This is a genomic window from Rudanella paleaurantiibacter (assembly GCF_009184635.1).
Classification (GTDB): domain Bacteria; phylum Bacteroidota; class Bacteroidia; order Cytophagales; family Spirosomataceae; genus Rudanella; species Rudanella paleaurantiibacter.
Map to the genome: position 1 here is coordinate 182,445 of NZ_WELI01000002.1, position 14,463 is coordinate 196,907.

The 14,463-nt window shown below is 51.9% G+C and carries 10 protein-coding genes; 5 read left to right on the plus strand and 5 right to left on the minus strand.

Going from position 1 to position 14,463, the window contains the following annotated elements; genetic code table 11:
- Positions 1-16: 16 nt before the first annotated feature.
- Complete coding sequence (gene uvrA, locus F5984_RS05565; protein WP_185155431.1) at positions 17-2,950, plus strand: excinuclease ABC subunit UvrA; 2,934 nt, start codon at positions 17-19, stop codon at positions 2,948-2,950.
- An 80-nt stretch (positions 2,951-3,030) separates the two neighbouring features.
- Here uvrA and smpB read toward each other — a convergent pair whose 3' ends face one another.
- The 4 genes from smpB to F5984_RS05585 all read right to left on the minus strand — a co-directional run bounded on the left by smpB (position 3,031) and on the right by F5984_RS05585 (position 7,664).
- Positions 3,031-3,492: an SsrA-binding protein SmpB gene (gene smpB / locus F5984_RS05570; protein ID WP_152123292.1), complete on the minus strand. Its 462-nt coding sequence runs from the start codon at positions 3,490-3,492 to the stop codon at positions 3,031-3,033.
- 547 nt (positions 3,493-4,039) lie between these two features.
- Positions 4,040-4,639, minus strand: a complete 600-nt coding sequence (locus F5984_RS05575) for an OmpH family outer membrane protein (RefSeq protein ID WP_019989531.1) — start codon at positions 4,637-4,639, stop codon at positions 4,040-4,042.
- Positions 4,640-4,798: 159 nt separating this feature from the next.
- The gene (locus tag F5984_RS05580; RefSeq protein ID WP_152123293.1) at positions 4,799-5,152 is read right to left on the minus strand and encodes a hypothetical protein; all 354 of its coding nucleotides are present in this window, start codon (positions 5,150-5,152) and stop codon (positions 4,799-4,801) included.
- Positions 5,153-5,207: 55 nt separating this feature from the next.
- Positions 5,208-7,664: a penicillin acylase family protein gene (locus tag F5984_RS05585; RefSeq protein WP_152123294.1), complete on the minus strand. Its 2,457-nt coding sequence runs from the start codon at positions 7,662-7,664 to the stop codon at positions 5,208-5,210.
- Between the two features lie 207 nt (positions 7,665-7,871).
- Here F5984_RS05585 and F5984_RS05590 point away from each other — a divergent pair, with 207 nt between their 5' ends.
- The 3 genes from F5984_RS05590 to F5984_RS05600 all read left to right on the plus strand — a co-directional run bounded on the left by F5984_RS05590 (position 7,872) and on the right by F5984_RS05600 (position 12,082).
- On the plus strand, positions 7,872-8,750 hold the full coding sequence (locus F5984_RS05590) for a glycerophosphodiester phosphodiesterase family protein (RefSeq protein WP_152123295.1): 879 nt from the start codon (positions 7,872-7,874) through the stop codon (positions 8,748-8,750).
- Between the two features lie 68 nt (positions 8,751-8,818).
- Positions 8,819-10,345: a GH3 auxin-responsive promoter family protein gene (locus F5984_RS05595; RefSeq protein WP_152123296.1), complete on the plus strand. Its 1,527-nt coding sequence runs from the start codon at positions 8,819-8,821 to the stop codon at positions 10,343-10,345.
- Between the two features lie 579 nt (positions 10,346-10,924).
- Entirely contained in the window at positions 10,925-12,082 is a 1,158-nt protein-coding gene (locus F5984_RS05600) for a hypothetical protein (protein ID WP_152123297.1), read from the plus strand.
- 203 nt (positions 12,083-12,285) lie between these two features.
- Here F5984_RS05600 and F5984_RS05605 read toward each other — a convergent pair whose 3' ends face one another.
- Complete coding sequence (locus F5984_RS05605) at positions 12,286-12,777, minus strand: flavin reductase family protein (RefSeq protein WP_152123298.1); 492 nt, start codon at positions 12,775-12,777, stop codon at positions 12,286-12,288.
- A 168-nt stretch (positions 12,778-12,945) separates the two neighbouring features.
- On the opposite strand from F5984_RS05605, the gene F5984_RS05610 reads away from it, so the two are divergent.
- Complete coding sequence (locus F5984_RS05610; protein WP_152123299.1) at positions 12,946-14,187, plus strand: 4-hydroxy-3-methylbut-2-enyl diphosphate reductase; 1,242 nt, start codon at positions 12,946-12,948, stop codon at positions 14,185-14,187.
- Positions 14,188-14,463 lie beyond the last annotated feature (276 nt).

The window sequence follows — 14,463 nt, forward strand, 5'->3', positions numbered from 1 at the left end:
GGGGGCATAACACAACGTGACAGACAACAACGTACTAACGGCGCAAACAAGTCCGGTTTCCGGGCCTTCTGGCGCCCTCAACGACATTGCCCTCACGGGGTATGAGCAAATTGAAGTGCTCGGAGCCCGCGAACATAACCTCAAAAATATCGACGTGACCATTCCGCGCAACAAGCTGGTGGTGGTCACGGGGATTAGCGGCAGCGGCAAATCGTCGCTTGCGTTCGATACGATTTATGCCGAGGGGCAGCGCCGGTATATGGAGAGCTTTTCGGCATACGCCCGCTCGTTTATCGGGGATATGGAACGCCCCGATGTCGACAAGATTGATGGGCTGAGTCCGGTTATCTCCATTGAGCAGAAAACCACCTCCAAAAACCCCCGCTCAACCGTAGGCACCACGACCGAGATTTACGACTTCCTGCGGCTCCTGTACGCCCGCGCTGGTGATGCGTACTCGTACGTGACGGGCCGCAAAATGGAGCGACAATCGCAGGATCAGATCATCGACACCATCATTGAGCAGTACGAAGGGCAGAAACTCACCCTCCTGGCACCGGTGGTGCGCGGCCGCAAAGGCCACTACCGCGAGCTGTTTGTGCAGATTGCCAAACTCGGCTACACCAAAGTGCGGGTCGATGGGGTGGTGCAGGAAATTGTGCCGAAAATGCAGCTCGACCGGTACAAAATCCACGATATTGAGATCGTGATTGACCGGCTGGTGCCCAAACGCGACACAGCCGATGAATCGAATACGCGGTTTCGGCTGAGCCAATCGGTTCAAACGGCGCTCAAGCAAGGCAAAGGAGCCATGCAGGTGCTGGTAGGTACCGGCGACGACCGCACCGGCGGACCGACCCAACTGGTGTATTTCTCGCAGAACCTGATGGACCCGGAATCGGGCATCAGCTACGACGAACCTTCGCCCAACTCGTTTTCGTTCAACTCGCCTTATGGCTGGTGCCCTACCTGTCAGGGTATTGGCAATGTGGAAGAAATCACCGAGGAATCAATTATTCCCGATAAAAAGCTGAGCGTGAGCCGTGGGGCTATTGCCCCGCTTGGGGAGTACCGGGAACTCTGGTTTTTCAAAGAGATTGAGGTCATCCTGAAAAAATACAAACTCAGCCTGACCACGCCCCTTGAAAAATACCCCGACGATCTGCTACAGGCATTGCTCTACGGTACGGAGGAGGAGGCAACCATGCCTTCGAAAAAGCTGCCCGGCACCGACTATTATCAGTTTAAGTTTGAGGGCATTATTAAATTCCTGAAACGGCAGCAGGAGAACGGCTCCGAAAAAATTCAGGAGTGGCTTAAAGACTTCATGGTCATTAAGCCTTGCCCCGACTGCAACGGTGCCCGGCTGAAGAAAGAGTCGCTGTATTTCAAGATTGCCGACAAGAATATCTCAGAGCTGGCGCAGATGGACATTTCGGAGCTGTCGGTCTGGATCACCGACCTCGAAAGCCGCCTGAGCGACCGGCAGAACGTAATTGGTAAAGAAGTGCTGAAAGAAATTCGGAAACGGATCGGCTTTCTGCTCGATATTGGCCTTGACTACCTCACCCTCGACCGCCCACTCCGAACCCTGTCGGGGGGCGAAGCCCAACGTATCAGACTGGCCACCCAAATCGGGACACAGCTCGTAGGTGTGTTGTACATCATGGACGAGCCAAGTATCGGCTTGCATCAGCGTGACAACGTCAAGCTCATCGACTCGCTTAAGAACCTGCGCGACCTGGGCAACACGGTGCTCGTTGTTGAACACGACAAAGACATGATGCTCGAGTCGGACTATATTCTCGACATTGGGCCGGGGGCTGGTCGGCACGGAGGGCAGGTGGTAGGCCGGGGTACACCCGATGAGTTTATCCGCAACGGCAGTACCACCGCCGATTACCTGAGTGGCCGACGCGCCATTGAAGTTCCCAAAGAACGACGTAAAGGCAACGGTAAGTTTCTGGTCATCAAGGGCGCTACGGGCCATAATCTCAAAAACGTAACGCTTAAACTGCCGCTGGGCCGAATGATCTCGATCACGGGCGTGTCGGGGTCGGGCAAGTCATCGCTTATTCACGAGACGCTGTTTCCGGTGCTCAACAAGCACTTTTACAAGTCGAAACGGGAGGCTCTGCCGCACAAGTCAGTAGAGGGGCTTGAGCATCTGGACAAGGTTATCGAGGTCGATCAATCGCCCATTGGGCGTACTCCGCGTTCTAACCCGGCTACGTACACCGGTATGTTCTCGGAGATTCGGGCGCTCTTTGCCGAGTTGCCCGAAGCTAAAATACGCGGTTACAAACCGGGTCGTTTCTCGTTCAACGTGAAAGGTGGTCGCTGCGAAGACTGCGAAGGCGCGGGTATGAAGAAAATCGAAATGGAGTTTCTGCCCGACGTGCACGTGATGTGCGAAACCTGCAAGGGCAAGCGCTTCAACCGCGAAACCCTGGAAGTGCGTTTCAAGGGTAAGTCTATTGCCGATGTACTCGACATGACTGTAGAGCAGGCGCTTGAGTTTTTCGAGGCTCAACCCAAAATTCTGCGAAAGGTACAAACCCTCAACGACGTGGGCCTGGGGTACATCACCCTGGGGCAACACGCCACTACCCTCTCAGGGGGCGAAGCACAACGGGTAAAACTGGCCGAGGAGCTTTCCAAAAAAGATACCGGCCAGACCATGTACATCCTTGACGAACCGACCACGGGCCTGCATTTTCAGGACATTGCGCACCTGCTCGATGTGCTGAACAAACTGGCCGATAAAGGCAATACGGTTCTAATTATTGAGCATAATCTGGACGTGATCAAAGTGTCGGATCACATCATCGACCTGGGGCCGGAAGGCGGCAACAAAGGCGGTCAGATCATTGCCGAGGGAGTGCCCGAAAAAGTAGCCAAAGTGCAAGGCAGCTACACCGGTAAGTTTCTGGCGATGGAGTTGAAATAAAGTAGGCAGTGACAGTAAGCAGTGGGCAGTGGCAGTAAGCAGTACTCTTGAGTCAGCTACTGCCTACTGCACACTGCTACTTAATACCGTTCACGCTGCATCTCCCGCGAAACGTCGCGCTCCTTGATGCTATCGCGCTTGTCGTACAGTTTTTTACCCTTTGCCAGTGCAATGTCGATTTTGGCAAAGCCCCGATCAGTGGTGTACATCCGCACGGGCACAATGGTCAGCCCCTGATCCTTCAGCTTCTCGGTCAGCCGCCGAATTTCACGTTTAGTCAGCAGCAGCTTCCGGTCGCGCAGGGGTTCGTGGTTGTTGTAGGTGCCCTCGGTGTACGGCGAGATATTCATGCTGCGGATAAACAGCTCGTTGTTTAGAAACAGACAATACGCATCGGTCAGGTTTACTTTCCCCTGCCGAATGGATTTGATTTCGGTCCCCGTCAGTACAATACCAGCGGAGTATGTTTCCAGAAAATGATATTCGAAGGAGGCACGCCGGTTTCGGACGTCCACCTGCTTTACAATGGATGATGATGCCATTTCAGATTGGGCCTCTGTGCTGCTTCATGGCTTCGAGCCGGTCAATAAACACAGAATTTGGGGCGTGAAGATAGGCAGAATAGATAGTATCCTGAACCTTAGAAAGCTAAACGAAAAACAGACGGGAGTGGTTTCGCCTAAAAATACAATTTAGGCTACAGAAGAGTGACGTATAGACGACATCACCATCTAAATAATACATTCCCTTTTCAGGAAGGGGTCGCCCGGCAGGTCGGTGTCTGTTTCGTGTCACAGCCTCAGGACCCAATTCAGTACACCGACCATGCCAAAGCGATGTTGTTCGCTACACGAAAGTAAGTAGCTTACTGGTACATCAATGTACGAAAATTAGGGCAAAAAAGATGCCTGTTTCGATGAAAATCGAAAAAAAACAGTTGAAAACCTCATTTTTTACCACGGGTTGGGTTAGATGCCGCACAAAAACTAAAATCCGTATATATCTCTCTAATACGTCAAAAATCGAGCCAATAAAAAGGCCCCGTCGCCCAAAACTGACGGGGCCTTTCTATATTTATTAAGCGTGCTTTTATTTCTTTGGAGCCGCTTGTTTTTCCTTGTATTCCTGGTTCAGGCCGTTCAGCACTTTCGATGTCACATCGTTGCTGGTATCGGCAAACAGGATTCCGCCCCCTTTTGTGTAGCCAAGTACAAACTGATACTTATTCTGGGCGTTGTACTTCTTCAGATAATCGTAAATCTTATTGTACAGCTCTTCGTTTTTCGACTGCTCTTCAACGGCCAGGTTTTGGGCAGCCCGCTCCCGGTATTGCAACAGTTCCTGCTGCTCTTTCTGCAACGAAGCCTCGGTAGCCCGGCCCTGCTCCATCGTCATGGTAGCGGCCCGCTGCTGGAAGAAAGCGGCTTTGTTTTGCAGGTTGCGGCTCCGCGAAGCCAGGTCGTTTTCGAGTTGGAAACGCTTACTTTCCAGTACTTTCTGGGTGTCTTTAAAGAAGTCGTACTTTGTCAGCAGTGAGTCAACATTTACGTACACGATTTCTTTGCCTTTGGCGGCCTCAGGAACCTTTACAGCAGATTCGGCAGGCTGGCGGTCTTTAAAGTGCAGGTAGTACAGTACGGCTACAGCAATGGCTAAAACAACGTTCAGCGCTAATGAGGCATTCTTCACGAGTCGGTAATTAAGTGTTTGTTACAGATTTAAAAACAAAGCTAAGGATTTTAAGTCGATAGTTCTTATTCCAACAGATTGACCTTAGCAGACGAATAGACGCCGGGTCGTAGGCTGGCTTTACTACAGAGAGGCAGACCTACAACCGGGCGCGGTGATCTAACGTCGGACCGGTTGCCACAACTGGCGGACATAGAAACCGGCTAAACCCGACAGGCCGCCCACCAGCCCACCAATCAGCGGAGCCAGCGTTACCAGAATAGCGGGTGAGTTGGGGACCTTAAACAGCAGTTCGCCCAGCCGGGAAGCCAATACGCCCCCATTCTGAATATTCAGGAAAACAATGTAGGCTGTCCACACCAGCGTTACACTGGCCGTGCCTTGTAAAAAAGCGTTACCGGCGGTGGTACTTTGCCAGAAACAAACGCCAAAAGCTATTGGCGCAATAATCCACCACGGGAAAATAAGTTGAGCCAGGGCGCTCAGTAAGGCAATAATCAGCGTTGGTGCCATAATTAAAAAGGTAATGCTCAAGACGCCCTTCGGAGGCTATGTCTGAGCCGGAGGTTTACTTAAGCGTCAGGGTTTGTTTTACTTTCGGGTGTTGTTCTGTAGCCGTTTGCAGATAAACCAGTTCATTGAGTTTACCCTCTCGCCAGGTCTCAATCAGGTTCTGATAAGCCGGACTACCGGGGTTCCCCGACTGACCACCCGGATACACCCCGTAGCCTTGTGGCTTAGGCCCGAGGGCCACCACCATGCGCCACGAGGGGCCGGTGCGGGCGGTGGTCGCATTCACTACGGTACCGCCCCCGCCATTAAGCACGTCCATTGCACTGAAGGCATCAACGCCCGGCAGCAGGTGACGGACATCGGTGCTTTTGTGCTTTGCCCAGGCCCAGGCAGGGCTTAGCGGCCCATGCGCCCGCGTGAGCGAATCGCAGGCGGCTTTGAAACTGGCCGTCACGACATCGTTAATGGTTTCGCGGGCAGGCGTAGCCGTGTTATCGAACCAGCGGGCGGTTGGCTCACGCTGTAGCATCAGCAACGTCCGGTCGAAGCTCGGGTAGCGCATTGGCAGGGTATCCCCCCCGTCGAGTTCGTCTTTCCAGATCGTCTCCAGCAGTTTTTCCGTCCAGAGGGTGAAAACCGACGGACCAATTTCGTCCGGGTCGTTCCGGCGCGACCATTTGCTCACCGCATCGTACGCCAGCCGGGCATCGCCCTGTAGTGATTGAGCCTGCACCAGTGGCAGCAGCGTTGGTAGGGCATCGGTAGCGCGGAGGTTGAGGTTATCGTTTTGCAGCATCCGCAGGCTGTCGGCGGTGGCGTTGGTCATAGCCGTCAATCGCTCGTTGATCCGGCGGCCGCGCTCGGCCGAAGCAAACTGCCAGTTCAGGTAATACGGATACGTCCGGTCGGTAGAGAACTGGTTGGCCGAACTCACAAAATTCCGGGGTGGGTTTTTTACCAGCGGATTTTGGTCGGTCGGAATCCAGCCCTGCCAGTCGTGGGCCGGGTTGCTGCCGTCGAGAATGAATTTACCCTGATTTTTCCACTTAAGGGGGTACTTACCATTGGGCGAAATGGCGATGTCTTTGTCGACACTGGCAAACACAAAGTTTTGAGCCGGGGCCGCGTAGTATGTCAGTGCCTTGCGGTAATCATCGTAGTTGTTCGCCCGGTTGAGCAGGTAAAAACAGCGCAGATCGTTGGCGGCTTCGTGGGCAATCCAGCGGGCAGCATGGCCCGTCGGAATGTTCGGCCGGAGGGCTTTCTCGCCCGTAGCATACACCACCGGACCATGATGCGTGTACCGAACGGTATCGAGCACATCGGGCTTACCCTTTACCTTGTACCGCTCAATGCGCATGGTGGTCGGCTTCCATTGGTTATCGTGCCAATACGCCGACTGCGTGGTGTCTTTAAACTTGATGGTGTAAAAGTCGAGAACGTCAGCCCCGACGTTGGTTACGCCCCAGGCCACTTTCTGATTAAAACCGATAATCACGCCCGGCGATCCCGGCAGCGACACCCCGCACACGTTCATCGTGGGCGTTACGAGCTGAACCTGGTACCAGATCGAGGGCAGGCTGAGCGTCAGGTGGGGATCATTGGCCAGAATGGGATAGCCCGTTGCTGACTTTTGTGCACCCACCGCCCAGTTGTTACTCCCAATAGCGGGATTGTTCTGCACCAGCCCGGCTTCAAACGAGCGGGCCGTGAGCGTGAGCAACTGTCGTTGCATAGCCGCGTCGGTTGGGGTGGCAGGTACAGGTAGCGGCTTGAAGTCCCACTTGGTACCTTCGGGTATAATGGGGCTTTCGAGGGTTGGGTAATCGGGGAAGAGGTCGGCCACCACGTCGGGGCCGTACTTGCGCAGTATGTTGGTCATGCGCAGGTCGTCGGCTCCCATAGCCAGGGTACTCGTCATGAGTTTGAGCAGGTAGGCACACTTGATGGGTGTCCAGGGTTCAGGCGCATACCCCAGCATCTTGTATTCGATGGGGTAATTGGCGGGCTTGAGTCCGGCAATGTATACATTGATACCGGCCGTGTAAGCCTCCACCACAGCCCGCGACGTGGGGTCTTCGAGCATCATTTTTACGGCTCGTTCGGCCCCGAAACCCATACCCATACGCCGGTTGAAGCGGTCGAGTTCGAGGGCGCGCTCGCCCACAATCTCGGTCAGCCGCCCGGCAGCCGCGTGGGTCTGAAACTCCATTTGCCAGAGCCGGTCGCGGGCGGTCACAAAGCCCTGCGCGAAGTACGCGTCGGCATCGTTCTGGGCAAAAATGTGCGGTACGCCGTATTCATCGTACCGAACGGTAACGGGCTGGGTGGTTCCTTCCACGTCCACTTCCCGTTCCGACTCAGCCACAGAAGCGGGCTCGGCATTTTGCCAGAAGCCCGTAAATGGGCTCAAAAAAGGGCCAAATGCCGGCGCTGGCCCCCACGGCCGATTCAGCGCCCACACCAGCCCAACCGCCAACAGGCAGGTAAGGATAGCACGAAATACTCGCATTAGATGGGATTAGTACAGTTTCGTCAAAATGGGTGGCAAATTGCCCATTGTCGTTGGATTCAGCAACTATTAAGTAGGCATTTTTTGAGATTTCCTGCCCGACACGTTTACGTTTAAGATAGTAAGTGAGTATCTTTTCACGACTTTCGGATATACAACCTGTAGAGTCCTGTTTTTGTGTATATGCCTTTTTACCTGTTTATCTGTATGCTCGCTGTGCACACACTTGCCGCCCAAACCCCTACTCTCGATGTGCAGGGGCACCGGGGTTGCCGGGGTCTGATGCCCGAAAACACCATCCCGGCGTTTCTGAAGGCACTCGAACTGGGTGTGACCACGCTGGAACTCGACGTGGTCATCAGTGCTGACAATCAGGTGGTGGTATCGCACGAGCCGTATTTCAACGCAGCCATTACCCTCACCCCTGGCGGGCAACCGATTAATAAAAAAGAGCAGAAGCAACTGAACCTGTACCGGATGGCCTACGCCGACATCAAACAGTACGATGTAGGTAGCCTGGGCAACCCCGCCTACCCCGAACAGCAACCTGTTAAAACCCACAAACCCCTGCTCTCCGACGTGATTCGGGAAGCCGAAGCCTACCAGAAAAAACTCGGCCGACCGGCCTGTGCGTACAATATCGAGATCAAGAGCGTGCCCTCCGAATACGGTGTTTATCAGCCCGAACCGGGCCCGTTCTCCGACCTGGTGTATGCTCAGATCATGGAACAACTCCCCCCCGAACGGGTTATTATTCAGAGCTTCGATTTTGCGGTGCTCAGGCACTGGAAAACCCGCATGGCTGAAGGCAAATACCGTCCTGTGCGCCTGGCCGCACTCGTCGAAAACACGCGGAGTATCGAAAAGAACTTGGCGGAGTTGGGATTTTTGCCCGACATTTACAGCCCATATTTTCGCCTATTGAGCGGGCGCAAGATAAATCGACTACACCAACAGGGAATCCGGGTAATTCCCTGGACGGTAAACCGGGCAGAAGACATGAACCGACTGATTGCCTGGGGTGTCGACGGTCTGATAACCGACTACCCGAACCGATATAGCGACATGATGCATGATAAACGATGAGTGCGGAATTCTGGCTGACTGAATAGTTTACTTCATCCATCATCTCCCAACCATTCATCCTTCAAACTATGGCACTGCTCAATACGACCCTGAAATGGCTTTTAAGAAGACGTCTGCCGCGTCTGGAAGCTATGATGGCGCACCCGGGTGCGGTGCAGCAACGTGTATTTACGCAGCTATTGGCGCGGGCCCGCCGAACCGAGTGGGGCAAAACCTACGAGTATAGCAGTATCCGTTCGGTGCGGGAGTTTCAGGAGCGGGTGCCGGTTTCGAGTTACGAAGACCTGTTTCCGTACATTGAACGCATGATGCGGGGCGAAACCAATGTGCTGTGGTCATCGCCCATTCACTGGTTCTCTAAATCGTCGGGGACCACCAACGCCCGGAGCAAGTTTATTCCGGTTTCGCAGGAATCGCTCGACGAGTGCCATTTTCGGGGTGGTAAGGATATGATGGCACTCTACATTGCCAACAACCCCGACAGTCAGACGTTTACCGGCAAGGGGCTTTCCATTGGCGGAAGCCTGCACGAGAACCCATACAGCAAGCAGGGCGCGGCCGGCGATGTGTCGGCGGTGATTATGAAAAACCTCCCAGCCTGGGGTCAGTTTATCCGAACTCCGCCCCTTGAGGTTGCCCTCATGAGCGAGTGGGAAGCCAAAATGGAGCGCATGGCCGAGATTACGTCGCAGGAAAACGTGACGAGTATTCTGGGCGTGCCGACGTGGACCCTCGTGCTGCTCGAAAAAATTCTGGCCCGCACCGGTAAGCAGAACATTCTGGAGGTTTGGCCCAATTTCGAGGTGTTTATTCACGGGGCCGTGGCTTTCCAGCCCTACCGCGAACTGTTTCAGAAACAGGTGTTTCCGTCGTCGAATGTTCGGTATCTGGAGGTGTTCAACGCATCGGAAGGCTTTTTTGCCATTCAGGACGACATCCGGCGTATCGGCGAGATGATGGTGATGCTCGACTACGGCATTTTCTACGAGTTTGTGCCGATGGATGAGGTCGACAGCCCGCACCCCCGCGCCCTGACCATTGAAGAAGTTGAAGTCGATAAAAACTACGCCCTTGTGATCTCGACAAATGGCGGGCTTTGGCGCTACAAAGTAGGCGACACCGTCCGGTTTACGTCGCTGTACCCGCACCGGCTGAAGGTAAGCGGCCGCACCAAGCATTTTATCAACGCGTTTGGTGAGGAGGTCATTGTTGAAAATGCCGAAGCGGCTATCACCAAAGCCTGCGAAGCCACCGGGGCCATTATTGCCGACTACACGGCCGGCCCCGTATACATGGGCGAGGGGCAGCACGGGCGACACGAGTGGGTCATTGAGTTTTCGACGCCCCCCGACAGTCAGGCCCGGTTCAATCAGTTGCTCGACGAAACCCTGCGGCATGTCAACTCCGACTACGACGCCAAGCGGTACAACAACATGGTGCTCATTGAGCCGCTTATTCATGCTGTACCACGCGGTACATTCTACCGCTGGATGACCCAACGCGGCAAAGTAGGCGGGCAACACAAAGTGCCCCGGCTGGCTAATTCACGCGAGTATCTGGACGATATTCTGGGGCGGGAGTTGCTGTCTTATTAGGCAAATACGAAGCCTGAACAAAGTAACCCTGATCAGAAACCACATCGGCGGTCCGACTTACATTCCGCTACAATCAAGTCAGCGAGAAGAGCCTGAAGAACATCAAAAGCCCATTGGACCGGCTATAAGGTTTTTTCGCATTCTATATTATTGCGTAGGAGTGAGAATCATCAACACTACAAAATACACAGTTCGCATTTTGTAGTGTTGATTGCGAATAAAAACCCAAAAAGAAACACATCTTTCTCTTTTTCAAGCATTTATAGATAAGTTTTATAAAGATTGGAATGTTCAAAGCAACTACATAGTTTTATCCCGAATAAGCGGTAGTTGCGTCTGTTTATGAGTTGAGAGCCATGCTAAAAGGAAAAATTTTAAAAAAGGAAAAAGAGCCTCCGTTTGACACTTTGGCGGGCTGACACTTGCTTGCCACAACCGGGGCGGAAGGAATAGAAGATTAGGCTTTAGGAATTTTATTAGGCTTTAGTACCTTGAACAACTTTAGAAATACTATTTCCCCGGCTGCGGCAAGCCAGGCGTTAGCAGCAATAATAGAACGACACATAACAGAAATAAAGAATGGTAAATTTCCTACGACAGCTTGAAAATCCGCAAATGAACTATGAGATGTTCTATGAAGTTTTACGTGACTTTCGAAAGGGCGGCCTAAAACCTGAAATTTATGACGAATTTGTATTAGCTATTAAATCACTACCGCCAATTTCTAAGAGAAAATTATCAGACTATTCTGTTTTTGAAAAATTTGGCTTGACGGACATTTCAGAAGAAGACTTCTCAGCTATAATGAGAGAAGTAATGAAAAGGGGAATTGATAAAAGTAAATTCTGTTGGCATCGAGAAGCAAGCCCGACTAATTGCAATGTTGATAGCAAAGGACGAATAATTATCTCAGCAGCTCATTCAATACAAAACAATGGTGTTCTGAGCAAAATTGTAGAGAATGGACACGTAATGAGTTATGCTTTAGATAAAGGAGAGTTTGACGGTAAAGAACTTGGCAAAAACCACGCATCAATTTTTTGGGGATTTTGTAACAAACACGATGCTATATTTAGACCAATTGAAATTCAACCATACACACAAACACTTGAGCAAAATTTTTTATTTGCCTACAGGGGCTTTGTAGTTTCAAGTCACAAAAAAATAGAAGTTTCAACTTGGATGAATTTTGGAGAGCAATCGGACAACGATATAAAAGAGAACAAACAAATCTTTGATAATGCAATATTAGCAAAGGACTATTCAGTTATAGAAACAGAAGTTTTCGAATTGTCAGCATTTTATCCCATTGCTGTATCATCAGCTTTTTATTTGGACTATGATTTCCAAGGGAATTCGATTCTGCATTCAGACGACAGAATGGAAGATATTTTTGTTACACTTTATCCATCGGAAGATAAGACATACTTCTTGTTAAGCTACTTTACGCAAGACAAACATTTATATGGTAACTTAGGTAATCAACTAAGAGAAAGAAATAACCTAAAATCTGACATAACGATGCTTATTGCTGCTCATGCAGAAAATGTCTATTTTAATCCAGTTTACTATAAGACATTCATTGAAAAATATGAAAAAACGCTTGAACTAATTATGTTTCATACTCAATTTGACCACGCTACAATTGGGGACGACAACGAAATGAAGATCAATTTCTCATTCACGCCAAGCAAATATCTTGACAATCCTTATGACATTAACTTTTTTGGATACTGAAAGAATTACTGCTGCTAACAGGCGTTTGGCAAAAAGCGGGTTCAGTGGTTAATTGAACATTCTACCTCGCATCAGCTTTTGTGGTGTATTGACAGTTTTGTGCTCCGAATCCCGCCCGAACGCAAAGCCCGAAAACGTCAGCAATCAAGCTTTACGAATGGGAGTCATTGAACTCATATTTTTTGTCAGTCATCGAATTTGACTCAGCCTCGCACTAGCTTCTTTTCTTTGATAAACTGGTTGGTCATCACCCGCTTGTCGGGGTTGAGCACCACCTGTTTTTCAACGGCGCACACAAACAGTTCGTGGTCGCCGGCCGGTATCCGGTCAATCACCCGGCACTGGGCATACCCGATAGCTTCGGTCAGGTACGGGCAACCGCGTTCGTCGAGGGCGTAGGGCAGGTTTTTGAACTTGTCTTTATCCCGGCCGCTCTGCTGCCCCAGCTTCCGAATTAGCCCCGTCTGCTCTTCGGCCAGCAGGTTTACGTTCAGAATACCGCTTTCACGGACCAGCTCAATCGTCAGATCGGGTTCGTAGAGGGCCACCACCAAATGCGTGCCCCCCATAGCGGTTTGCATCACCCAGGTGGCAATGTTCGCATTTCGTCGGCTGGGGCGGTCGGGTGTTTCGGGGGTGCAGGTGGTTATCGAATGAACGTCGTAATTCTTGTATTTCAGTAATTTACGGGGCATAGCGCGTTTGGCCTGTTTGGTTTGATGGGTCCCGACAGCGGCAGGCCGCTTTGGGTTTACTATACGAACAAACAACGGGGGCACAACGTTAGCAAAACAGACGCCTGTATCTTTGTGCCTAACTGACGAAACAGAGCCGCCCGCCCGGCATAAGGCTCTCGACTACCGATGAAATCATTCAACATCCCCGATTACTACCGCAGTACCATTATTACCCCCCTGAAAGAGTTTCGGCGGAAGCGCGACAAACTGAAGCGCGATTTTACGCCTACCCTGCTCGATTTTGGGCCGGTACGGTTTTATCTGGCCCGGCATTTCGGATTCTGTTACGGGGTTGAAAACGCAGTCGAAATTGCCTACAAGGCTATTGACGAAAACCCCGGTCGTCGGATTTTTTTGTTGAGTGAAATGATTCACAACCCCGACGTTAATGCCGATTTGCTGAGCCGGGGTGTGCAGTTTCTGATGAGTACGAGCGGAGAGCAACTGATTCCGTTCAGTGAGCTTACCCCGGCCGACGTGGTCATTATCCCGGCCTTTGGTACCACGCTCGAAACCTATCAGCAGTTGGCGGCCATTGGCGTCGACATTGAAAAGTACGATACTACCTGCCCCTTTGTGGAAAAAGTGTGGAATAAGGCTACCCAGATTGGCCAGAAAAACTACACGGTGGTGGTGCATGGCAAACCTTCCCACGAAGAAACCCGCGCTACGTTCTCGCACAGCAAAGAGGCTGCTCCCACGGTGGTAGTCAAAAATATGGCGCAGGCCGAGCGGTTGGCCCGCTACATCACGGGCGAAGCAAATGCGGAGGAATTTTTCACCGAGTTTGCCGGGCAGTATTCGGAGGGCTTCGACCCAACCCGCGATCTGCAACGGATTGGCGTAGTGAACCAGACAACCATGCTCGCGTCGGATACGCAGGGCATTGCCGATTACCTGAAGCGGGTGATGATGACCCACTATAACCTGACCGATGCCGCCGACCGGGTCGAAACGATTGAAGATCGGTTTGCCAATACCCGCGACACGCTCTGCTACGCCACCAACGATAATCAGGACGCTACCTACGCCCTGCTCGACTACCCGGCCGATTTGGCGGTTGTAGCCGGTGGGTACAATTCGTCGAACACCTCGCACATTGTGGATCTGTGCGCCGAAAAACTGCCGACTTACTTCATTGAATCAGATCAGAAAATTCTGTCGCCAGAGCTGATTCGGCATTTCGACCTGAGCAGCAAGCAGGAAATTGTCACCGAAGGCTACCTGCCTCAGCAGCGGCCCGTTACAATTTTGCTTACCTGCGGAGCCTCCTGCCCCGATGCCGTGGTGGAGGGGATTCTGAACCGGCTTGTGGGCTTCTTCCCCGACGCTAAACCCGTCAGCGCCGTCATGGAAGACTTTCAGTAGAAAGCTGCGGACTAAGCATGAGTCATTCCGAATTTTAGGTTAGGGAGAGGTTCCTTACTCGAACGCCCCGTTAGGGGCCCAATATGGGTAGAAAAGACGTTTCCTCGGAACACCAGAGCCCCGAAGGGGCGTAACTTGTTTAGGGTTACGCCCCTTCGGGGCTCTGGTGTTCGGTCTATTTTTCGGGTTAACTACCAATATTAGGCCCCTGACGGGGCAACCAAGGAGGAACTTGGTTTAAAATCAGCAAGAACTCGAAAATTCGGGATGACTCAT

Bases quoted from the DNA above. Each gene is read 5' to 3' on its own strand.
- F5984_RS05595 (WP_152123296.1), top strand. From the start codon at position 8,819: ATGGCACTGCTCAATACGACCCTGAAATGGCTTTTAAGAAGACGTCTG.
- F5984_RS05590 (WP_152123295.1), top strand. From the start codon at position 7,872: ATGCTCGCTGTGCACACACTTGCCGCCCAAACCCCTACTCTCGATGTG.
- F5984_RS05605 (WP_152123298.1), bottom strand. From the start codon at position 12,777: ATGCCCCGTAAATTACTGAAATACAAGAATTACGACGTTCATTCGATA.
- smpB (WP_152123292.1), bottom strand. From the start codon at position 3,492: ATGGCATCATCATCCATTGTAAAGCAGGTGGACGTCCGAAACCGGCGT.
- F5984_RS05585 (WP_152123294.1), bottom strand. From the start codon at position 7,664: ATGCGAGTATTTCGTGCTATCCTTACCTGCCTGTTGGCGGTTGGGCTG.
- F5984_RS05610 (WP_152123299.1), top strand. From the start codon at position 12,946: ATGAAATCATTCAACATCCCCGATTACTACCGCAGTACCATTATTACC.
- F5984_RS05580 (WP_152123293.1), bottom strand. From the start codon at position 5,152: ATGGCACCAACGCTGATTATTGCCTTACTGAGCGCCCTGGCTCAACTT.
- F5984_RS05600 (WP_152123297.1), top strand. From the start codon at position 10,925: ATGGTAAATTTCCTACGACAGCTTGAAAATCCGCAAATGAACTATGAG.